The organism is Acidovorax sp. JHL-3, from assembly GCF_000526295.1.
In the GTDB taxonomy this organism is placed as follows: domain Bacteria; phylum Pseudomonadota; class Gammaproteobacteria; order Burkholderiales; family Burkholderiaceae_C; genus Acidovorax; species Acidovorax defluvii.
The window spans coordinates 481,442-503,472 of record NZ_JAFU01000004.1 but is presented as its reverse complement, the minus strand read 5'-3'; the positions used below and the strand labels follow the sequence as shown (position 1 = coordinate 503,472).

Below are 22,031 nucleotides of genomic sequence, written 5' to 3'. Positions count from 1 at the left end.
ACCAAAGCGCCAGAGCGATAAAAGACCCCCAATCAGCCCGCAAGCAAATCACTCAGCGCCCGCGCGATGACCTTGGTGGCGCGGCGCAGGTCTTCCAGGTCCAGCCGCTCATCGGCCCGCTTGGCGTGTGATTCGAGCACCGTGCGTGGGCCGGCGCCATAAATCACGCCGGGAATGCCGCGCTCCACATACAGCCGCACATCGGTGTACAGCGGCGTGCCCACGGCGGGCACGGGTTCGCCCGTCACCGCCAGCGCGTGCTTCTGGATGGCATCGACCAGCGGCTGGTTGCCGGCCAGCGGTGTCATGGCATTGGCCAGCAGCAGGCGCTTGATGTTGACGCTGATGCCCGCACGCTCGGCCGCTGCCTGCTCGATCACGCGGCGGATGGTGGCTTCCACCTCCACCGGGTTCTCCTCGGGGATCATGCGGCGGTCGAGCTTGAACATCACCTTGCCGGGCACCACGTTGGTGTTGGTGCCGCCCTCGATGCGGCCCACGTTGAGGTAGGGGTGCTGAATGCCTTCGACCTTGGACGTGACTTTCTTGTACCCATCGTTCTGCGCATACAGTGCATTGAGGATGTGCACGGCGCCCTGCAGCGCATCCACCCCCGTGTGCGGCACGGCAGCATGGGCCATCTTGCCGTGTACGGTCACTTCCATCTGCAGGCAGCCGTTGTGGGCGGTGACCACTTCGTACGAGAAGCCCGCCGCGATCATCAGGTCGGGCTTGGTAAGCCCCTTTTGCAGCAGCCAGCCGGGGCCCAGTTCGCCGCCAAACTCTTCGTCGTAGGTGAAGTGCAACTCCACCGCACCGCGTGTGGGCTGGGCCACGGCTTCGAGCGCGCGCACGGCAAAGGTGAAGCTGGCAAAGTCGCTCTTGCTCACGGCGGTGGCGCGGCCGTACATCTTGCCGTCCACAATTTCGGCGCCATAGGGGTCGTGCGTCCAGCCTTCGCCGGGCGGCACCACGTCGCCGTGCGCGTTCAGGGCGATGGTTTTGCCGCCCTGGCCGTAGGGGCGGCGCACGATCAGGTTGGTGATGGATTCCATGCCATAGGCCTGCACATCGGCGGCGGGAACGGCGTGTTTTTCGGCGTCAAAGCCAAAGTCTTTCAGCAGCTCGGCAGTGCGCTCTGCATGCGGCGCGTTGTTGCCGGGGGGCGTGTCGGTGGGCACGCGCACCAGGGCCTGCAAAAAGCGCACTTCCTCGTCAAAGTGCTGGTCGATCCAGGCGTCCAGGGCGGTGTAAGAGGCCTGCGTGGGGGTGGTCATGGGCGGGGCTCCTCGGCAAGCTGGTGCAGCACCTGGGAGAAGGCGTCCACGGCCAGTTGCATGTCGTTGTTGGTGGTGGATTCGAGCGGGTTGTGGCTGATGCCTGAGTTTTCTCCGCGCACAAACAGCATGGCCTGCGGCAGGATTTCATGGAGCTTCATGGCGTCGTGCCCGGCCCCGCTGGGCATGCGGAACACAGGCAGGCCCAGGTGGTCCACCGCGCGCTCCCAATGGTGTTGCCAGGCGGGTGCGCTGGGGGCGGCCGCTGCGCGCATGGACTCTTCCAGTGTGTAGCGCAGGCCCCGCCGCGCGGCAATCTGGGCGAGCTGTTCGAGCACATCGCGCACCAGCGCATCGCGCTGCGAGTCGGTGGGGGCGCGCAGGTCCAATGAAAAAAGGCAGCGCCCCGGCACCACGTTGATGGAGCCGCACGGCACGTTCAGCTGCCCGATGGTGCCCACTGAATCGCCGTCCTGTGCGGCGCGCTGCTCGATGTACAGCGCCAGCTCTGCCACGGCAACGGCGGCATCGCGGCGGCGGTCCATGGGCGTGGTGCCGGCGTGGCTGGCGGTACCGATCATCTCGCCGACAAAACGCACGCCGCCGTTGATGGAGGTGACTACGCCCAGGGGCAGGTCCAGCTCGTTGAGCACCGGGCCTTGCTCGATATGGACTTCAATGAAGCCCAGGTACTGTGCCGGGTCGCGCTGCAGCGTGGCAATGTCGTCAATGCACAGGCCTGCGTTGTGCATGGCCGCGCGCATGGTGATGCCGTCGGCGTCCTTCTGGTCCAGCCAGGCCGGGTTGAAGTGCCCGATGAGCGCGCCCGAGCCCAGAAAGGTGGCTTTGTAGCGCTGGCCTTCCTCTTCGGCAAACGCCACCACCTCGATGCCAAACGGCAGGCGGCGGCCCGCGCGGTGCAGCTCGCGCACACAGGCCATGGGCACGAAGATACCCAGGCGCCCGTCGTATTTGCCGCCGTTGCGCACGGTGTCGTAATGGCTGCCCGTCATGAGGTAGCGTGCGCCGGGGGCCGCCGGGTGGTAGCGGCCCACCACGTTGCCCACGGCGTCCATCTCCACCGCGTCAAAGCCGCATTCGCGCATCCAGTGGCTGATGCGCTGTGCACAGGCACGGTGCGCGTCGGTGAGGTAGGTCACGGTGAGCTGGCCCTTTTCGGCAAAGCCGGGGTCGGAGTGCTCGGCGAGTTGTTCGTGCCAGTCCCACACGTCGTTGCCCAGCAAGGGCTCGGCACCCAACTTGTCGTTCAGGCGGATCTCGGCAATGCGGTGGATGTTGCGCAGGGCCTCGGCGCGCTCGAAGTCCGCGTGGTTGTCCAGCCGCCGCGCAAAGGTGTCGATGATCTGCTGTTTGCTCAGCCCCGTGCCGCGTGGCCCGCGCACCGCCAGGATGAACGGGAAGCCGAAGCGCGCGTTGTAGTCGGCGTTGAGCTGCTGAATGCGCGCAAACTCGTCGGGCGTGCACTGCGTGAGGCCCGCCTTCGATTGCTCGTGCGTCGATTCGGCCGTCAGGCTTTGCGCCACCATGGCCTTGCCTGCCAGCTCGGGGTGGGCACGGATCAGGCCGAGTTGCGCGTCGGTGCTGGCCGTGCGCACGGCATGGGCCATGGCGTGCTTGAGGTGCGCCAGCGAGCGAAACGGCCGCTGCGCGAGGGCTTGCTCGGCAATCCAGGGCGAATGTTCATACACACCGTCCAGCAGTTGCAACGCCTCGGCGGCGCTGGCGGTGTTCAGTTGTTCCAGGGTCAGGGGCATGGTGCGTGCTTCAATAAAGTGAGCTGCTTGCGCTTATGGGATAAGCGCCAGAGGCTGATTTGACTCAAAATTTTGGTGCGGGAAACCGCTGCGCCCAGTGGCGCGCGATGTCGATGCGGCGGGCCACCCACACCTTGTCGCGCTGTGCGATGTGGTCCAGAAAACGCTGCAGCGCCGTGATGCGCCCCGGGCGGCCCAGCAGGCGGCAGTGCATGCCAATGCTCATCATCTTGGGGGCGTTGTCGCCGGCGGGGTCGCCCTCGGCGTACAGCGCGTCGAAGGTGTCTTTCAGGTACTGATAAAACGGGTCGGCGTGCGAGTAGCCCTGGGGCAGCGCAAAGCGCATGTCGTTGCAGTCGAGTGTGTAGGGCACGATGAGCTGGGGCACCTCGCTGCCATCGGTTTTGCGCACCTTCATCCAGAAGGGCAGGTCGTCGCCGTAGTAATCGCTGTCGTATTCAAAGCCGCCAAAGTCGGCCACCAGGCGGCGGGTGTTGGGGCTGTCGCGGCCGGTGTACCAGCCCAGAGCCCTTTGGCCGGTCATGCGCTGGAGGATGTCCATCGCCTCCTGCATGTGCGCGCGCTCCACCGCTTCGGGGATGTGCTGGTAGTGAATCCATTTGAGGCCGTGGCAGGCGATCTCGTGCCCCAGCTCCACAAACGCCCGCGTCAGGTCGGGGTGGCGCTGCAGGGCATTCGACACACCAAACACCGTCAGCGGCAATTTGCGCTTTTCAAACTCGCGCAGGATGCGCCACACGCCCGCACGCGCGCCGTATTCGTAGATGCCCTCCATGCTCATGTGCCGCTCGGGGTAGCTGGCGGGGTTGAACATTTCCGACAAAAACTGCTCGCTACCGGCATCGCCATGCAGCACGGCGTTTTCGCCGCCTTCTTCGTAGTTCAGCACAAATTGCACGGCAATGCGGGCGCCGCCCGGCCATTGCGCGTGGGGCGGGTTCTGACCATAGCCAATCAGGTCACGCGGGTAGGGCAGGGTGGTGTCGTAGATCATGGAGTGCAGCAAGAGTCACGGGTGCAGGGTCTGTCAGCGGACAGCGCAGCCGCCAGATGGCAGCGGGGCGTCGGTGGGCACAGCCTTGGCAAGCAAATGACAGGCCAGCCCGGCATTGGGGCGTCGGCGCTGGAGGGCGCCGGCACGCGCCAAGGCCTCGGCGAGGGCGCTGGCAGGCGACGAAAACATGGACCGGATGATAGGTTGAACGGTGCACAGTGCATACACTTTGGGCACCACACGGCCCGTTTGCGGCCATCCACCTTCAGGAGATTTCACCATGGGCTTGAGCACCCACGTTCTGGACACCATGCACGGCTGCCCTGCGGCCGGCATGGCGGTGTCGCTGTTTTCCACCCAGGGTGACGAGGCCACGCTGCTCCAGCGCCTGGTGCTCAACCACGATGGCCGCACCGATGCGCCGCTGTTTGACAACGCCAGCCTGCGCAAGGGCACCTACCGCCTCACGTTCGATGTGGCGGCTTATTTCAAGGCCCGGGGCGTGGTGTTGCCAGAACCCAACTTTCTCGACCGTGTGAGCCTGGATTTTGGTATCGCGAATGCCGACCAGCACTACCACGTGCCGTTGCTGGTGAGCCCGTGGAGCTATTCCACGTACAGAGGATCGTGAGGAGTGCTCCTGAAAAAGGAGCTTATCGCGCTTTATCGGCGGTGATTTGTGCCAAGAAAGTGCTTGAAACCTATAAAACGCAGGCGTCAGCAGCTCTGTTTTTGTGAGCGCGGCGTGCCAGGGCGCCAAGACGTTCTCAGAGCTGTCCTTCGGTCAGGGTGTCCAGCTGAAAATGCCCACTTTTGTCCCACAGCCAGGTATCGGTGTAGACGACCCGGCCCATGCGTGCAGGCACCGGAAACGGGGCCGCGGCGCGCACGGTGCGCTCGATCTCGGCAACCACTTCCGGCGCATGGCGCGGTGCGCGCATCCAGTGCAGCTTGGTGACGTGGCCACTGCGGTCAATGGCTACTTCCAGCACGCCAATGGCGTACAGCATGGGCGGCAGCTTGCCCTTGAAAACCCGCTGGGGGTTCAGGTTGTACACGTGGGTTGCCGCGTCGCGGCGATAGGCGCGCGCGCTGATGGCCGCCGAGGGGCTGGGCAACGCCGATCTGCCCGGTGCCTGCCCTGCGTTGGTGCTGGGCATGCGGCTGTCGGGAGGTGGCGGCGGGGCTTCCGGGGCAGATTTGCAGGCCGCAACGATGGCACCCACGGCCGCCATAAGTCCAGCCAGCAACCAGTGGCGGCCGGTTCGGGAAGAACGTTGGTGCGAAGTGGGTGGCATGGTGCGGTCGCTATGCTGGTGGGCACGGTCCATGCGAGCAGTGCATGGTGTGCCGTGAACATACTGAAAGTTGGTTGTGACTGATCTGCTGTTATTGCTGGAGAGCCTGAAGGCCGCCCCGGCCTGTCTGGTGACCGTCGAGTCTACACAAGGCTCTGCTCCGCGGGAAGTGGGGGCCTGGATGGCTGTTTTTGCCAACAGTCTGGTGGGCACTATCGGCGGGGGGCATATCGAACACCAGGCCATTGCCCAGGCGCGGCTTCGGCTGAGCGGGCTTGCCGGTGCGCCGCGGCAGCGCTACGCACTCGGCCCGGCCCTGGGGCAGTGCTGCGGGGGCGTGATGCACCTGGGGTTTGAGTTGGTCGGGGCGCAGCATGCGCAAAGCCTTCAGCAGCGCCTGGCGCCAGCGCTCTACCCTGTGGCCTTGTTTGGTGGTGGGCATGTAGGCCATGCATTGGCGCGCGTGCTGGCGCCGCTGCCGTTTGCCCTGACCTGGATCGACAGCCGCGACGGGGTTTTTCCAGATCCTGCACCCGAGGGCGTGCGGTGTGAACACTCTGAACCAGTGCAGCTGGCCGTGCCCCGGCTGGCCCCTGGCAGCCGCGTGCTCATCATGAGCTTCAGCCACGCCGAAGACCTGGACGTGGTGGCTGCCTGCCTGCGCCGCCAGCGCGAGCAGGGCGATCTGCCGTTTATCGGTCTTATCGGCAGCAAGACCAAGTGGGCCACGTTTGCGAACCGGCTGCAGGGGCGGGGTTTCATGCCGCACGATCTGGCGCAGGTGACCTGCCCGATCGGTGTGCCGGGCATACACGGCAAAGCGCCCGAGGTGATTGCGGTGGCAGTGGCCGCACAGCTGCTGCAAACCCTGTACGCGGCGCCAGCCCTGGAAAAATTGCAAGCGTCGGTAACAGCCATGCACCCGCATCCTGGGTAATGCCTGCCGCAGCTGGGCCACCGGGCTTCGGTGGTGTGTGCGCTGACCAGGAACAGTTCCTGCATACACTTTGTGCCGAAACGTGAGAATGGTGGGTCGCAGCGGTGCCCCGGCAGTGTGTTGCCATGGTGCGCGGCCCTTTTGTCTGCTCAGAGCGCCCGCAGTGGTGAGCAGGTTGCATATGTGGCGCGCGCTATGGCGTGCCGCGAAGGTTGAGAACCGTAAACATGGAAAGCTATCTTCTCGACTGGGCCAACCTGCTGCTGCGCTGGGTCCACGTCATCACAGCGATTGCCTGGATTGGCTCGTCGTTCTACTTCGTCTTTTTGGACAGCAGCCTCACGCCGCCCGAGGATGAAGACCTGAAGCAACAGGGCGTGAGCGGCGAGCTCTGGGCCGTGCACGGCGGCGGGTTCTATCACCCGGTCAAGTTTGCGGTGTCGCCGCCCCGGCTGCCCAAACACCTGCATTGGTTCTTCTGGGAGAGCTACAGCACCTGGATCAGCGGGTTTGCGCTGTTCACGGTGTCGTACCTGTACAGCGCCAGCACTTACCTCATCGACAAGTCGCGCATGGACTGGGTGCCCGCCACGGCCATTGTGGTGGCGTTGGCGTTTTTTGTGGTGTTCTGGCTGCTGTACGACGCGGTTTGTCGCATTTTCGGGCAGCGAAAGCACGGTGATGCCATTGTGGGCGCGCTCGTGTTCACGCTGGTGTGCGTGGCCTCGTGGCTGGCCTGCCACTGGTTTGCGGGCCGCGCGGCGTTTTTGCTGGTGGGCGCCATGATGGCCACGGCCATGAGTGCCAACGTGTTCTTCTGGATCATCCCCGGCCAGCGCACGGTGGTGGCGCAGATCAAGGCAGGCCTGCCGGTGGACCCGATTCACGGCAAACGTGGCAAGCAACGCAGCGTGCACAACACCTATTTCACGCTGCCGGTGCTGTTTGCCATGCTCAGCGGCCACTACAGCTTTACCTGGAGCCACCCGCAGAACTGGCTGGTGCTGATCATGATGATGTTCGCGGGAGCGGCCATTCGGCAGTTCTTTGTGATGCGCCATGGCTACAAGCTGGGCAAGAGCGGCAATCCGCTGCCGTATGCGCTGGTGGGGGTGGCCGTGATGGTCGCCATGGTGGCCTGGCTGCGGCCTGCGCCGCCGACGGTGCAGATGGGCGCTACTGATTTAGTAGCTAGTGGTGCTTATCCCATAAACGCTACAGATCAAAATGACTATAAATCAGTGCAAACAGTGCTGGAGCAGCGTTGCTACATGTGCCATGGCGAGCAGGTACAGATGAAGAACCTGCGGCTGGATTCGACCGCCCTGGTCAAGCAGCACGCCCAGGCCATTTACCAGCAGGCCGTGGTGCAAAAGCTCATGCCCATGAACAACGCCACACAGATGACCGACGAAGAACGTGCACTGATCGGGCGCTGGTACCAGGCGGGTGCCGCCACCCAGTGACCGGTTGGAGGGGTTGGATGGGCCGGATGCAACGATCCGGCGCGCAGATCAGCCGGGTGCCGTGTCGTGCAGGCCAAGGCCCCTCAGGTACACATCCAGCGCCGCACGGCCGTTGGCCTGCAGGTCAAATGCTTCGGTATTGAGCAGCCATTGGTGCACCAGCCCTTCCACCAGCACCTGCAAGCCCCGGGCGGCAAAGTCCAGCGCCATGGGTGGGGACTGGCCGCGGGCGGCAAAGGCGCGTTGCAGCGCAGCATGGTTGCGCGCCACGCAGCCGCCGTGCACGCTCAGGTGGCGCTCCAGCACGGCGCCCATGTCGGTGGTGTATTCGACCTGGTGGGTGGCGATCTTGAGGACGCGGCAGGTTTGCTCGTCGGTGGCAATCAGGCGCAGCGCCTCCAGCATGGCACTGCGGATCTCGGCCACGGGGTGGGCTGACTGCTCCACATACGCCACCACCAGGGTTTGCTCCAGCGGCAGGGTCACGCGCTCCATCATGGCGTTGAACAGATCGGCCTTGTCCTTGAAATGCCAATAAATCGCCCCCCGCGTGGTGCCTGCGGCCGTGGCAATGTCATTCAGGGAAGTGTGTGAAACGCCACGCGATTGAAACAATTGTTCCGCAGCATCCAGAAGGTTGTTGCGCGTGGTCTGTGCGTCCGCCTTGGTGCGTCGGGCCATGAAATACCTCACTTGATGGGGTGTATTCGTCACTATACATACATTCTTGAATGTATGTATGCTTTAATGCAAGCCTTCGTTGCCGTGCCGTGGGCCATGTTGCAGGCCTGTGCGCAGATCGGCGCGCCACACTAAACTGGTTCACTCTGCGGATTTGCCGCACCTTTTTCTCCAAGGAACACCATGTCTGCCTTGCCCAATGTCAAGACTGCCCCCGTTGTTGCCTCTGCCTTGTCCCCTGCGCGTGTGCGCCTGGGCGTTGCGGCGGGTGGCCTGTCCGTTGTATTGCTGTTGGCGGCCTGTGGCAAGTCCGAGGCGCCACCGGCGGCGGCCGGTGGCGGCATGCCGCCACCCGAAGTGGGCGTGGTGGTGGCCACACCGGGTGATGTGGGTTTGGTGACCGAGCTGCCCGGGCGCCTGGAAGCCTCGCGCGTGGCGCAGGTGCGGGCCCGTGCTGCCGGTATCTTGCAAAAGCGGCTGTTTCGCGAAGGCAGCGACGTCAAGGCAGGGCAGGCCCTGTTTACGATTGACGCCGCTCCCTATGCGGCGGCGCTGCAAAGTGCCCAGGCCACGCTGGCCCGCGCCCAGGCCAACCTGACGCAGGCGGCCGCGCTGGCCGAGCGCTACAAGCCACTGCTGGCCGCCAACGCGGTCAGCCAGCAGGAATACGCCAACGCCGTGGCGGCGCAAAAGCAGGCCGAGGCCGACGTGGCCGCAGGCCGTGCCGCCGTGCAGACCGGCCGCATCAATCTGAATTACGCCAGCGTCACGGCGCCCATTTCGGGCCGCATCGGCCGCGCCCTGGTCACCGAAGGCGCTCTGGTGGGGCAGGGCGAAGCCACGCAACTGGCCGTGATCCAGCAGGTTGATCCGGTGTATGTCAACTTCACCCAGTCGGCTGGCGAGGTAATGAAACTGCGCCGTGCCCTGGCCGATGGCCAGCTCCAGCGCGCCGGGGGCAGCGAAGCCGCCATCGTGCGCGTGGTGCTGGAGGACGGCAGCGAATATGCGCTCCCCGGCAAACTGCTGTTTTCCGACCTGACAGTGGACCCGAGCACCGGCCAGATCACGCTGCGCGCCGAGGTGCCCAACCCCAAGGGTGACTTGCTGCCCGGCCTGTATGTGCGCGTGCGTCTGGAGCAGGCCCAGGTGGCCAATGCCATCACGCTGCCCCAGCAGGCAGTGACGCGCACCCAGCAAGGCGACAAGATCACGGTGGTAGGCGCCGATGGCAAGCTCAGCCCGCGCATGGTGAAGGTGGGTGCCGCGCGCAACAACCAGTGGATCGTGCTGGAAGGCCTCAAGGCCGGTGAGCAGGTCATGGTCGATGGCTTTCAGAAGCTCCAGATGATGCCGCCCGGCACGCCCGTGAAGGCGGTGCCCTGGCAAGCCCCCGGCAGCGCCGCTGCTGCACCCGTTGCCGCTACACCGGCCGCTGCACCTGCGGCCAGCGCCCCCGCTGCTCCCGCCAGTGCCGAGCAGAAATAAGGAGCCAGCCCCATGGCCAAGTTCTTTATTGACCGCCCCATCTTTGCGTGGGTGATTGCCTTGTTCGTCATGGTGCTGGGCGCCGTGTCGATCACCAAGCTGCCCGTGTCGCAATACCCCTCGGTGGCACCGCCGAGCATCGTGGTGAGTGCCGCCTATCCAGGTGCTTCGGCACAAACCCTCGAAGACAGCGTGCTGGCCGTGATCGAGCGTGAGATGAACGGCGCGCCCGGCCTTGCCTACATGGAGGCCGTGAGCCAGGCCAACGGCACCGGCACCCTCACACTCAGCTTCGAGCCGGGCACGAATCCCGACCTGGCGCAGGTCGAGGTGCAAAACCGACTCTCGCGCGCTTCGCCGCGGCTGCCAGCGGTGGTGAACCAGCAGGGCGTGCGCGTGGACAAGTCGCGCAGCAACTTCTTGCTGTTCACCATGCTGTCGTCGTCCGACCCCAAGTTCGACGTGAACTCGCTGAGCGACTACGCCGCGCGCAACGTGGTGCCCGAGCTGCAGCGCCTGCCCGGCATCGGCCAGGTGCAGTTGTTTGGCGCCGAGCGTGCCATGCGCGTGTGGGTGGACCCGGCCAAGCTGCAGGGCTTCAACCTGTCGGCGGCCGACGTCGCCAGCGCCATCCAGGCGCAGAACGCGCAGGTGTCTGCGGGTAGCCTGGGCGAGTTGCCCAACATGAGCGGCCAGAGCATCTCGGCCACCGTGGTGGTGCCCGGGCAGATCAGCTCGACCAAGGAGTTTGGTGAGATCGTGCTGCGCGCCAATGCCGACGGCTCCACGGTGCGCCTCAAGGATGTGGCGCGCATCGAGCTGGGCGCCCAGTCGTATGCCACCACCGCCCGCCTGAACGGCAAGCCCGCCACCGGCATGGGGGTGCAGTTGTCGCCCTCGGGCAATGCGCTGGCCGCTGCCACAGCCGTCAAGACCCGCATGGCCGAGCTGGAAAAATACTTTCCGCCTGGCGTGAGCTGGACCATTCCCTACGACAGCTCCAACTTCGTCAAGATTTCCATCAAGCAGGTGGCCGTGACCCTGCTCGAAGCCATCGTGCTGGTGTTTCTGGTGATGTATCTGTTCTTGCAGAACTTCCGCTACACCATCATCCCGACCATCGTGGTGCCGGTGGCGCTGCTGGGCACCTTTGGTGCGCTGCTGGCCATGGGCTTTTCGATCAACGTGCTGACCATGTTCGGCATGGTGCTGGTGATCGGTATCGTGGTGGACGACGCCATCGTGGTGGTGGAAAACGTCGAGCGCATCATGAACGAGGAAGGCCTGCCCCCGCTGGAGGCCACGCGCAAGGCCATGGGCCAGATCTCGGGCGCCATCATCGGTATCACCGTGGTGCTGATCTCGGTGTTCTTGCCGCTGGCGTTCTTTGCCGGCTCGGTGGGCAACATCTACCGCCAGTTCTCGGCGGTGATGGGTGTGTCGATTGCTTTTTCGGCCTTCATGGCGCTGTCGCTCACGCCCGCGCTGTGCGCGACCTTGCTCAAGCCGGTCGAGGCCGGGCATGGCCATTCCAAGAAGGGCTTTTTTGGCGGCTTCAACCGCGGCTTTGCCCGCACCGCCAAGGGCTATGAAGGCTGGGTGGCCAAACTGCTGCGCCGGGGCGGCCGCATGATGGTCGTCTATGTGGCGCTGATCGCTGCCGTGGGGGTGCTCTACACGCGCCTGCCCACCTCGTTCTTGCCCAACGAAGACCAGGGCAATTTGCTCGTCAACATCCAGTTGCCGCCGGGCGCCACGCTGGAGCGCACGCAGGCCGTGGTCGAGAAGGTCGAGGACTTCATGCTCAAGCAGCCCGAAGTCAAGAACATGGTTGCCGTGTTGGGCTTCAGCTTCTCGGGCCAGGGGCAAAACGCCGGCCTGTCTTTTGTGACCCTGAAGGACTGGTCCGAGCGCGCGGGCGCCGAGCACACGGCAGAGGCCATTGCCGGCCGTGCCATGGGCGCGCTGTCGGGTGTGCGTGACGCCTTCATCTTTGCGCTGAGCCCGCCCGCCATTCCTGAGCTGGGGGTCAGCTCGGGCTTCACCTTCCGCCTGCAAGACCGTGGTGGCAACGGCCACGATGCTCTGGTGGCGGCACGCAACCAGATGCTGGGCATGGCCTCCAAGAGCAAGGTGCTCGCGGGCGTGCGCCCAGACGGTCTGGAAGACGCCCCGCAACTGCAGGTCGACATCGACCGCGACAAGGCCAGCGCGCAAGGCGTGAGTTTTTCCGCCATCAACAACGCCATCTCCACGGCGCTGGGCTCGGCCTATATCAACGACTTCCCGAACGCCGGGCGTCTGCAGCGCGTGGTGGTGCAGGCCGAGGCCCAGGCCCGCATGCAGCCCGAGGACATCCTCAAGCTCACGGCGCTGAACAGCCAGGGCAAGGCCGTGCCGCTGTCGTCGTTTGCCACCACGCGCTGGATCAGCGGTGCCATGCAAACCGTGCGCTACAACGGATACCCCGCCATGCGCATTGCCGGTGGCGCGGCGCCCGGCTTCAGCACGGGCGACGCTATGGCCGAGATGGAGCGCATGGCCTCGCAGCTGCCCGCGGGCTTTGGCTTTGAATGGACGGGTCAGTCGCGCGAAGAAAAGCTGGCCGGCTCGCAGGCCATGGTGCTGTATGGTTTTGCCATCTTGGCAGTGTTTTTGTGTTTGGCAGCGCTGTATGAAAGCTGGTCGATTCCGCTGTCGGTCATTCTGGTGGTGCCTCTGGGGGTGCTGGGCGTGCTGCTGGGTATCACCCTGCGCGGCATGACGAATGACGTGTACTTTCAGGTGGGGCTGATCACCATCATCGGCTTGTCGGCCAAAAACGCCATTCTGATCATCGAGTTCGCCAAAGACCTGCAGGCGCAGGGCAAGGGCGTTATTGAGTCGGCACTGGCTGCGGCCCACCTGCGCTTCCGTCCGATCGTCATGACCTCGCTGGCCTTCATTTTGGGGGTGGTGCCACTGGCCATTGCCTCGGGCGCCAGTTCGGCCAGCCAGCGTGCCATTGGCACCGGCGTGATCTCGGGCATGGTGGTGGGCACCTTCCTGGCCGTGTTTTTCGTGCCGATCTTCTTCGTGGTGGTGCGCAGCCTGTTCAAGGGCAGCGCGCGCCAGCGGCAATTTGATGCCCAGCACTCGCACCAGGCGGACACAGGAAACACCCATGCTTGATATTTTTACGCCCCGCCGGGCTGCCGGCTCTAGCGCGGCCCGCCTGCCCGCTGCCACGGCACTTGCCGCTGTGGCGCTGCTGGCCGGTTGCTCCATGATCCCCACCTATGAGCGTCCGCCGGCCCCTGTGGCGGCGCAATGGCCCGCTGTGGGCGCTGCCCCAGGCACCACCGCCACCACGGCAGCGGCCGATCTGCCCTGGCAGGACTTTGTGGGCGATCCGCGCCTGCGCGAGCTGGTGGAGCTGGCGCTGCAAAACAACCGCGACCTGCGCGTGGCGGTGCTCTCCATCGAGCAGTCCCGGGCGCAGTACCAGATTCGCCGTGCCGACCAGGTGCCCACCATCAACGCCGCCGCCACGGGCAACCGCCAGCCGGCGGCTGACGGCAGTGGCGGGATCAGCAGCGCCTACACCGCTGGTCTGGCCATGGCATCCTGGGAGATCGACTTTTTTGGCCGTGTGGCCAGCCTGAAGGAAGCGGCCCTGGCGCAATTTCTGGCCACGCAGGAGGCGCGCAGCGCGGTGCAGACCAGTCTGATTGCATCGGTGGTCAGCACCTGGCTGAGCCTGCAGACTAACGAAGAACTGCTGAGCCTGACGCAGCGCACCATGGTCACCCGGGACGACTCGCTGCGGCTCAATCGTCTGCGCTTTGACCAGGGCGTGACCTCTGCCCTGGACCTGCGCCAGGCCGAATCCCTGACGGCTGCTGCGCGGTCCACCCTGGCCCAGCAGCAACGCCTGCGCGCGCTCGATGTGAACGCGCTCACGCTGCTGGTGGGGCAACCCGTGCCCGAGCGGTTGCTGCCCAATGTGCAGGCCGATGGCGGCGCAGTGGCGCTGCGTGATGTGCCCGAAGGCATGCCATCCGACCTGCTGGAGCGCCGCCCGGACATCCGCCAGGCCGAGCAGCAGCTGATTGCGGCCAACGCCAACATCGGTGCGGCGCGGGCGGCGTTTTTTCCGCGCATTGCCCTGACGGCCAGCGCTGGCACCGCCAGCAATGCGTTGTCGGGCCTGTTCAAGAGCGGTTCGTGGGGTTGGACGCTGGCGCCCCAGGCCGTGCTGCCCATTTTTGATGCCGGGCGCAACCAGGCCGGACTCGACTCGGCCCGTGCCGGGCGCGAGATTGCGGTGGCCCAGTACGACAAGGCCATTCAAAGCGCGTTCCGCGAAGTGGCCGATGCCCTGGCCGGCCGCGCCACGCTGGGCGAGCAGGTGCTGGCCCAGCAGGCACAAGCCACCGCCGAGGCCGACCGCTTCCGCCTGGCCGACCTGCGCTACCGCAATGGCGTGGCCAGTTACCTTGATGTGCTCGATGCCCAGCGCGCCCTTTTTGCCACACAGCAGGCGTTGGCCCAGTCGCAGCTGGCGCAGCGGCAAAACCAGGTGGCGCTGTACAAGGCGCTGGGCGGCGGCTGGCGCGATGCCGCGGCCAGCGCCGCACCCGCTGCCCCGCAAAACTGACAGCGGCTTGCCGGGGGGGAGGCGTGGCCCCGGCTGCTGACCGTTAGCCAGCGGCGTTTTTGCCCCGGTTGGGTTAAAGAGGGGCCTGCGCCGTGCCGGCAGCGCCCGCTTTTTAAAGCGCGGGGCCGCGGCGACAATGGTTGCCATGCAAGCACCTTCTGACGTTTCGGGCGAGGCCCTGCCGGATTACCGCACCCAGCCGCGCGCATTTTTGCAAGCGCTTTTCCATACCGCCGTGCGCAGCGCCCAGCCGCTGCAAGGCATGCGGGCCTGGCTGCCCGAGCCGCCGCGTGGGCGCACGCTGGTGCTGGGCGCCGGCAAGGCGGGCGGCTCCATGGCGCAGGCGCTGGAGGCCCTGTGGCCTCCCGAAGCGCCGCTGTCGGGCCTGGTGGTCACGCGCTATGGCCATGTGCCGCCCCGGCCAGACGGACTGGTGCAGCGCATTGAAGTGGTCGAGGCCGCGCACCCCGTGCCCGACGCGGCGGGCATGGCGGCGGCTGAGCGCATGCTGGCACTCACGGCGGGGCTGACGGCCGACGACCTGGTGCTGTGCCTGGTGTCGGGCGGCGGCTCGTCGTTGCTCACCTTGCCCGCAGACGGCCTGGCGCTGGCAGACAAGCAGCGCATCAACCGTGCCCTGCTCGAAAGCGGGGCCAGCATTGGCGAGATGAATTGCGTGCGCAAGCACCTCTCGCGCATCAAGGGCGGGCGCCTGGCCGCGGCCTGCGCGCCTGCGCGTGTGGTCACGCTTGCCATCAGTGATGTGCCGGGCGATGACCCGTCGGTCATCGCCAGCGGCCCCACGGTGCCCGATGCCACCACCTGCGCCGATGCGCTGGAAATTCTGGCGCGCTACCGCATCGACGTGCCGCCGCCCGTGCGCCAGGCCCTGCGAAGCGGTGCGCTGGAGACGCCCAAGCGGGCAGATGGCGCCTTTGCCGGGCATTCAGTGCACCTGGTGGCCACACCCTGGCAGGCACTGGAGGCGGCAGCGGCCATGGCGCGCGGGGCGGGGCTGGCGGCCTACATCCTGTCCGACGAGATGGAAGGCGAATCCCGCGAGGTGGGGCGTGTGCACGCGGCACTGGCGCGCGGCGTGGCGTTGCGCGGCCAGCCGTTTGAGCGACCCTGCGTGATTTTGAGCGGCGGCGAAACCACCGTGACGGTGCGCCCGCGCCGTGAGGGCGCGGCCCCTGGCCGCGGCGGGCGCGCTGGCGAGTTCTGCCTGGGGCTGGCGCAGGCGCTGCAGGGCATGGATGGCGTGTGGGCGCTGGCGGCCGACACCGATGGCATTGATGGCATCGAAGACAACGCGGGCGCGCTGGTCACGCCCGACACCCTGGCGCGCGCCGCAGCGGCGCAATTGCGCTTGGCCGATCACCTGGACCGCCACGACGCCTATGGCTACTTCGAGGCGCTGGGTGATCTGGTCATCACCGGGCCCACGCATACCAACGTGAATGACTTCAGGGTGCTCCTTGTTTTATAGCTGCTAGCGCTTTCTGAATAAGCGCTTGAGGCACTTTTGACTCAAATTTGATGGGGTGGTGGCCGCCAGCGCCGTGGCATGAAAAAAGGCACGGCAGATCGCTCTGCCGTGCCTTGCAAGCGCCCTAGGGCGCGGCGATCAGAAGCGGTGGCGGATGCCCACGCCGAAGCTGTTGCCGTTGGTCTGGCTGGTGATCTTGTCGTTCATGTACATGGCGTACACGTCGGTGCGCTTGGACAGGTTGTAGTCGTAGCCCAGCGTGAATGTCTTGCGGCTCACGTCGGGGGTGGACCACTCGGTTTTCACCCACTCGGCGAGCAGCTTGCCATTGCCCAAGGGGGCAGAGGCGCCCACCTGGTAGGTCTTGCCCTTGGTGGAGGCGGTGTCGTCGATCTTCTTTTCGCCATAGCTCAGGTAGGGCTTGACCATGCCGAAGTCGTAGGCGCCCAGCAGCATCCAGTACTTCTGGTTGTTGGCCAGCAGCGTGTTCACCGGGTTGTTGATGTCGGCGTTTTCATAGAAGCCGGTCAGGGTTAGCGGGCCACCAAAATAGAAGAAGTTGACGCCCACGTTGTTCTTGCCGCTCTTGCCCGCCTGTTCGCCAAACTGGTATTGCAGGTTGGCCTTGAAGCCGCCGATGTCTGGCGTGGAGTACACGATCTGGTTGCTCCAGCCCGTGTCGGCGGGGGTCATGGAGCGCCAGCCGGTGCCGTTGAACAGCGGCACATCCTTGTGCAGGATCAGCGGGGAGAACGTGAACGAGTCACCCAGCGGGTTGCCCACCACCGAAGGCAGGAAGTTGGGCGCCATCCAGCGGCCCAGCAGCACCGAACCAAAACCGCCCGACAGGCTGACGTTGGCATCGCGCGAGAAGAACGTGTCGCCGGTAAAGCGCCCTTGCGTGCCGGTGTCCACCTTGATGAACGAGGTCAGGTTGAAGTGGGCCTTCAGGCCGCCGCCCAGGTCTTCGGTGCCCTTCATGCCAAACCACGAGGTGGTCAGGCCACCGCTATCGACCACCGACTTGCTGGAGGCGTCGCCAGCCATCTTCATGGAGCCGGCAAACACGTCCACCAGACCGGTGAGCTGGACGGAGCTTTGGGCGTGGGCCCCGGCGGCACACAGCAGTGCGGCGCCCAAGGCAATCAGGTTTTTTTTCATAGAAACTCCTGCAGGGGGTTGTAAGTGCCGGTTATCCCGGCCAGAAAGGGCATGACACCGTCATGACAGTGCGTTGCGCCCTGCATGATCGTGTCACCAACAATCTGTTGCAAGTTCTATGCCGCATGAGTGCTTCAACTGTTGTTTTTCGTGTTCTCCGTGTTTTTGATCCGGCGCATACGGCAGGTGTGCGCCCTGGCAGGGTCAAACTCACATTTGATCTTCCTCAAAACGCGCAGCACTATCGCGCGGCAAAGTGGGCTACATGTTGCCATCCACATTCTTCTCCCTTCCTGCCCAGATCGAAGTGCTCGCCGCCGGCGAAGTGCTTCGCAGGCGCAACCAGACGCTGACTTCGGTGCTGCACCTTGAAAGCGGGCGGGTACTGCGCGGCGTGTATGAGGACGGGCGCATGCGCCACCAGCTGGGCGTGGTGGAAGGGCCTTTCTGGCTGGATGCGGCTTCCGCGATGCTGGAGAAGCCTTTTCCCGTGGACATGGTGGCAGAGACGCGCATTCAGGTGCGCCGCCTTCCGATCGAAGAGTTCCGGCGCGGGTGTGCGTCGCTGCCGCCCGTGGCACAGGGGCTGCTGCGGGACATGGCCACCGGGTACCGCCAGCAGTCCGAGCTGGCCGTGAGCCGGCTGGCGCAGGATGCAGAGGCGCGCTGCGCCCAGTGGCTGCTCAACCATGCACTTCCTGATCACAGCGGCGCCATGAGCGTGACGCTGCACCAGCGCAAGCGCCTCATTGCCGCGCAGCTGGGTATCGCCCCCGAGACCTTTTCGCGTGTTTTGCGCCACCTGCGCGAGCACGGGCTGATCGCCGGCACCGGCAACGTGCTCAATCTTCCGCAGCCGCACGCGCTGCAGTCGGTGGCGGGTTGCTGACCCCATTGCCCAGTCTGTTGGCTCAGGGTTTTTCCTTGGGCTGAAACGAGGGTTCCACCCATGCGCCCAGGGCGGGGCGCTGCGTATATTTGCCGGAGACTTCTCTGGCAAAGCCTGTACCCATGTCGCACCTTCTCCCTCCTTTTGCCCTGGGCCTGCCGCGCGCGGGATGCGCATGACGCCTTGGGCGCGCACGCCGGCTCCCACCGATTCGCCAGGCTGGCGGTGGCCCGGGTCGCTGGTGTTGCGCCTCATGCTGGTGGCCCTGTTGGCTGTGGCCGTGTCGGGGGCGCTGTCGGCGTGGCTGGCTTCGCTCGCCTCGGGGCGCGAGTCCATCCGCCGCCTGGTGGGCCAGCAGACCGAAGAGGTCGAGGTGATGGCGCGGCTGCTGGCCAGCAAGATCGAGCAAAGCCAGAAAGTGCTGCGCACCGTGGCCGAGGGCATCACACCGGACATGCTCAACTCGCCGTCGTCCCTGGAGTGGCTGTTGCAGCAGGGTCTGCCGGCTGTGCAGTTTTTCGATTCCATGCAGGTGGCCCGCCACGACGGGGCGTTGCGTGTCAATCTGCACTCTGGCCGCCTGGAAGACGCAGCCAACCTCGACCCTTCAGAGCGCGATGCCCTGCGGCGCACGCTGACGGGGGGCAAACCCCTGGTGTCCGAGCTGGTGGCGGGCCGTACCGCCGAGGCGCGGGTCATGTTCACCATGCCGCTGCGCCGCGAGGATGGCTCGGTCATGGGGGTGGTGGCCGGGGCGCTCAAGCTGCAGTCGCAAGGGCTGCTGCCGCCGTCCATGACGCTGCCGGCGCGCGACGACTCCCGGCTGATTGTTTTTACCCGCGACGGCACCATCCTCTCGCACCCCGATCCTTTGCGCATTCTGGGAAACGTGCGCGATGAAACGGGGCTGGGCCCGGTGTACACCGGGTGGCTGCAGCAGGCGCAGCCGGTGGCCGGGCGCGGCACCACCGAGGTGCTGCCGGCGCACATCGTGAGCATGGCCGGAATGCCGCTGCCGCAGTGGTTCGTGGCCCGTGTGAGCGATGCCCGCGCCATGCTGGCCCCCCTGGAAGGTGCGCAGCGCAAGGCGTGGTGGCTTGCTGCCGCGCTGATCGGTGCCAGCATGGCCCTGCTGGCGGGGCTCATGGTGTGGATGGCGCAGCCACTGGCCCAGCTGTGCCACAGCGCGTTGCAGCTGGCGCGCGGGCAGCGCGGCGATGGCATCGTGTGGCCCCGCGCCTCGGGTGAGGTGGGAGCCCTGGTGCAGGTGTTTGAAGGCCAGGTGCAGCACAGCGCGCAGCAGCGTCAGCAGCGGGACCAGCTGGAAGGGCAGTTTCAGGCCATCCTGGACAACGCCTCGGTGGGTATCGTGATCACCCGGCAGGGCATTCTGGAAGTGGTGGGGCGGCAGGCCTGCCAGATGCTCGGCTACACCACCGAAGAGTTGCAGGGCCGCGCGGCGCGCACCCTCTATGCGTCGGATGAAGACTACGCGCGGTTGGGCGAGCGGGTGCAGGCCGATTTTGCGGCCCACGCGGCGTTTGACGGGGACGTGTGTTTCATGCGCAAGGACGGCAGCCCCGTCTGGGCGCGGGTGCAGGGCCGGGGCGTGCGGGTGCACGACATGGCGGGCGGCACCGTCTGGATTCTGGAAGACCTGACGGCCGCGCGCGAGGCGCAGCAGCAGCAGGACTGGGCCGCCATTCATGACCCCTTGACCCAGCTGTGCAACCGGGAAGCCTTTGTCCAGCGCATGGGCGTGCTGCTGGCCGAGCGGTCAGCACGGGCCCGCATACCGGGCATTGCGGCCGCGGATGCCGCCGAGGGCGAGGGCGATGGTGTGATGCTGTTTCTTGACCTGGACTATTTCACCGTGGTCAACGATGTGGCCGGCCACGATGCGGGGGACGACGTGCTGCGCCATGTGGCGCGACTGCTGGAGTCGCAGGTGCGCCAGATCGGCTGGGCAGCGCGCCTGGGCGGCGACGAGTTTGCCGTGGTGCTGCCCGGCTGCTCGCTGGCACGCGGGCAGGCGCTGGCCGAGCAACTGCGCGCCGCAGTGCAAGCGTGGGAGCCTTCGTACCAGGGGCGCAGCTTCACGCTGGGGGTGAGTATTGGCTTGGTCGTGCTGGATGCCAGCTTGCAGGATGTGCCTTCGGTGCTGTATGCGGCCGATATGGCGTGCTACGACGCCAAGCGGGCGGGGCGCAACCGGGTGGAAACGCGCCATGCCGACCAGGCTGCGGCCTCGGGGCGTATGGCGTTGGGGCCGGTGTAGGGGTGGTTTTTCAGCCTTCTTGCTGGGGTGTGTTTTTTTGGTGTTTTTGGGCTCTGGCGCTTGTGGGGTAAGCGCTGGTAGCTATGGTTTTTGTATTTTATGGTGTACTTTTTTTGAGGCCGGAGGCCGGGTCTCGCCCCGGCGGGCGAGGTACTTGTTCTTTGCTTCGCCTGTATGGACCGGGGACATTGTTAACAGATGTGCGGACACATGGTTTACAGATCTGATTAAACGGCCTCGGTGTCAGCCAGGTCAATTACCAAGCAGCGATGGTGTGCGAAGAACACCTCAAAGCAGCCGTCCTTGTCCTGCTTGGGCCGGATACCCACCTTGTGGCGATGCAGGGCATTGCTCAGCTTGTATCGCTTGCCCCTGAACTTCAGGATCCCGTTCCAGTCGACCGTGCTCACTTCGTCTTCACTGCTGTACTCGGGCAGGCTCAATTGCTCCGGGAACGCTATCTTGCTGGGCCGATAGCACGTGACCGGTGTAGCTCCATGCAGTGCTTGGTGCGGGCGCTGATGGTTGTAGACCGCACGCCAGCGATCCAGCGCCGCCTGTACCCTCTCCAAGCTCTCAAAGCACCGTCCCTTGAGCACCTCGATCTCCAGTGTTCGATGGAAGCGCTCGTCCTTGCCATTGGTTTGCGGGTGGTAGGGTCGGCTGTGACTGACGTGAATGCCCAGTTGTACCAGCCACACGCCCAGTACTGTGAGCTGGCCCGGCGCACTTGGTGAGCCCCAGGGAGCGCCGTTGTCGAAGTTGATCTGCGCGGGCAGGCCATAGCGCCTGAATACTTCTGTCATGTGCGCTTGAACGACCTCGGTGGCAGTCTTGCCGCAGGCCTGCAAAGCCAGGTTAAAGCGCGAGTGATCATCCAGCATGGTCAGCGGCGAACAGCGCCCCTGAAGAGTCTGAAAGTGACCCTTGAAGTCGGCTTGTCACAGTGCGTTGGGCTCTTCACGTTCGAACCGCTGCCAGGGCTTGGCCGCTTCGCTGGCCTCGGACGTGATCAGGCCGTGGCGGCGCAGGATGGAGGTGGCGGTGCTGGGAGCCACACAGGGCCCACCCAGATGCTGCAAACGCCAGCTGATCTTGCGCCCGCCCCACGAGGGGTGCTCGGTGCGTACCGCGATGACGGCCGCCTCTACCTGCGGTGAGGAGCTGCTTGGACTGTTGCGGGGCCTGCGCGATCGATCTACCAGCCCCTCACTGCCTTGCTCTTCAAAGCGATTGAGCCACTTGTACGCGGTTGGGGCACTGATGCCAAAGCGTCGGCACAGCTCACGCACGTTGGCCCCTTCTTGCCTTGCCAGCTCAACGAATTCCTGTCTCAGGTTCATGGTGTTGCAAGCCTTCCATGGCATATAGACCTCCGGCGAAGTTCACCGAAAGTGTTAACCATGTCCTCGCACACCTGTTAACAATGTGCCCGGTCCATACACTTCGCCAAAGAAAAGTACCCAAAAGAAAGGCGACCCACAGTCTGCGACCCCTTCGCGTTGCTACGGGGCAAACCTGCGTCGGGGCGGTTGCGGGGTGCGCCGTGGAACTCGCTACGCGCTGGCGCGCTGCGCTCGGACAACCACGGCGAGTCAGATCACGAAGCATGCGCGCGAAGGCGCCCATGCCACCCCG

The 22,031-nt window shown here is 65.3% G+C and carries 16 protein-coding genes and 1 pseudogene; 9 read left to right on the top strand and 8 right to left on the bottom strand.

Annotated elements, in window-relative coordinates:
- Positions 1-32: 32 nt before the first annotated feature.
- The 4 genes from K226_RS0117680 to K226_RS19955 form a co-directional block, all read right to left on the bottom strand.
- The gene (locus K226_RS0117680; protein ID WP_024816054.1) at positions 33-1,277 is read right to left on the bottom strand and encodes an ArgE/DapE family deacylase; all 1,245 of its coding nucleotides are present in this window, start codon (positions 1,275-1,277) and stop codon (positions 33-35) included.
- The gene (uraD, locus tag K226_RS0117675) at positions 1,274-3,052 is read right to left on the bottom strand and encodes a 2-oxo-4-hydroxy-4-carboxy-5-ureidoimidazoline decarboxylase (protein WP_024816053.1); all 1,779 of its coding nucleotides are present in this window, start codon (positions 3,050-3,052) and stop codon (positions 1,274-1,276) included. Before uraD ends, K226_RS0117680 begins: the two co-directional genes overlap by 4 nt.
- A gap of 64 nt (positions 3,053-3,116) precedes the next feature.
- Positions 3,117-4,067 carry an allantoinase PuuE gene (gene puuE / locus K226_RS0117670; protein ID WP_024816052.1) on the bottom strand — a complete coding sequence of 317 codons (951 nt, stop codon included), beginning with the start codon at positions 4,065-4,067 and terminating at the stop codon, positions 3,117-3,119.
- A gap of 33 nt (positions 4,068-4,100) precedes the next feature.
- Positions 4,101-4,256, bottom strand: coding sequence for a hypothetical protein (locus K226_RS19955; RefSeq protein ID WP_155886581.1), 156 nt, complete (start codon positions 4,254-4,256; stop codon positions 4,101-4,103).
- A 91-nt stretch (positions 4,257-4,347) separates the two neighbouring features.
- On the opposite strand from K226_RS19955, the gene uraH reads away from it, so the two are divergent.
- Positions 4,348-4,698 carry a hydroxyisourate hydrolase gene (gene uraH / locus K226_RS0117660; RefSeq protein WP_024816050.1) on the top strand — a complete coding sequence of 117 codons (351 nt, stop codon included), beginning with the start codon at positions 4,348-4,350 and terminating at the stop codon, positions 4,696-4,698.
- Between the two features lie 136 nt (positions 4,699-4,834).
- On the opposite strand, the gene K226_RS0117655 is transcribed toward uraH, so the two are convergent.
- Positions 4,835-5,302 carry a hypothetical protein gene (locus K226_RS0117655; RefSeq protein WP_024816049.1) on the bottom strand — a complete coding sequence of 156 codons (468 nt, stop codon included), beginning with the start codon at positions 5,300-5,302 and terminating at the stop codon, positions 4,835-4,837.
- 139 nt (positions 5,303-5,441) lie between these two features.
- On the opposite strand from K226_RS0117655, the gene xdhC reads away from it, so the two are divergent.
- Together xdhC and K226_RS0117645 are read left to right on the top strand one after the other, a co-directional pair.
- Positions 5,442-6,302: a xanthine dehydrogenase accessory protein XdhC gene (xdhC, locus tag K226_RS0117650; protein ID WP_081739465.1), complete on the top strand. Its 861-nt coding sequence runs from the start codon at positions 5,442-5,444 to the stop codon at positions 6,300-6,302.
- A gap of 227 nt (positions 6,303-6,529) precedes the next feature.
- The gene (locus tag K226_RS0117645; protein WP_024816047.1) at positions 6,530-7,768 is read left to right on the top strand and encodes a urate hydroxylase PuuD; all 1,239 of its coding nucleotides are present in this window, start codon (positions 6,530-6,532) and stop codon (positions 7,766-7,768) included.
- 48 nt (positions 7,769-7,816) lie between these two features.
- Here K226_RS0117645 and K226_RS0117640 read toward each other — a convergent pair whose 3' ends face one another.
- Positions 7,817-8,449: a TetR family transcriptional regulator gene (locus K226_RS0117640; RefSeq protein ID WP_024816046.1), complete on the bottom strand. Its 633-nt coding sequence runs from the start codon at positions 8,447-8,449 to the stop codon at positions 7,817-7,819.
- Between the two features lie 183 nt (positions 8,450-8,632).
- Here K226_RS0117640 and K226_RS0117635 point away from each other — a divergent pair, with 183 nt between their 5' ends.
- The 4 genes from K226_RS0117635 to K226_RS0117620 all read left to right on the top strand — a co-directional run bounded on the left by K226_RS0117635 (position 8,633) and on the right by K226_RS0117620 (position 16,065).
- Positions 8,633-9,937, top strand: a complete 1,305-nt coding sequence (locus K226_RS0117635; protein WP_024816045.1) for an efflux RND transporter periplasmic adaptor subunit — start codon at positions 8,633-8,635, stop codon at positions 9,935-9,937.
- A gap of 12 nt (positions 9,938-9,949) precedes the next feature.
- Complete coding sequence (locus tag K226_RS0117630; protein WP_024816044.1) at positions 9,950-13,108, top strand: efflux RND transporter permease subunit; 3,159 nt, start codon at positions 9,950-9,952, stop codon at positions 13,106-13,108.
- Positions 13,101-14,576: an efflux transporter outer membrane subunit gene (locus K226_RS0117625; RefSeq protein ID WP_024816043.1), complete on the top strand. Its 1,476-nt coding sequence runs from the start codon at positions 13,101-13,103 to the stop codon at positions 14,574-14,576. Before K226_RS0117630 ends, K226_RS0117625 begins: the two co-directional genes overlap by 8 nt.
- 136 nt (positions 14,577-14,712) lie before the next feature.
- Positions 14,713-16,065: a glycerate kinase gene (locus K226_RS0117620; protein ID WP_202899912.1), complete on the top strand. Its 1,353-nt coding sequence runs from the start codon at positions 14,713-14,715 to the stop codon at positions 16,063-16,065.
- A gap of 138 nt (positions 16,066-16,203) precedes the next feature.
- Here the strand turns inward: K226_RS0117620 and K226_RS0117615 are convergent, their stop codons facing one another.
- Entirely contained in the window at positions 16,204-17,226 is a 1,023-nt protein-coding gene (locus tag K226_RS0117615) for a porin (RefSeq protein WP_024816041.1), read from the bottom strand.
- 265 nt (positions 17,227-17,491) lie between these two features.
- Between K226_RS0117615 and K226_RS0117610 the strand changes: the two genes are divergently transcribed.
- Both K226_RS0117610 and K226_RS0117605 read left to right on the top strand, forming a co-directional pair.
- Complete coding sequence (locus tag K226_RS0117610) at positions 17,492-18,115, top strand: Crp/Fnr family transcriptional regulator (RefSeq protein WP_024816040.1); 624 nt, start codon at positions 17,492-17,494, stop codon at positions 18,113-18,115.
- Between the two features lie 175 nt (positions 18,116-18,290).
- Positions 18,291-20,393, top strand: coding sequence for a diguanylate cyclase (locus K226_RS0117605; RefSeq protein ID WP_024816039.1), 2,103 nt, complete (start codon positions 18,291-18,293; stop codon positions 20,391-20,393).
- Positions 20,394-20,620: 227 nt separating this feature from the next.
- Here the strand turns inward: K226_RS0117605 and K226_RS19205 are convergent.
- Positions 20,621-21,760: pseudogene (locus K226_RS19205) on the bottom strand (IS481 family transposase).
- Between the last annotated feature and the right edge of the window lie 271 nt (positions 21,761-22,031).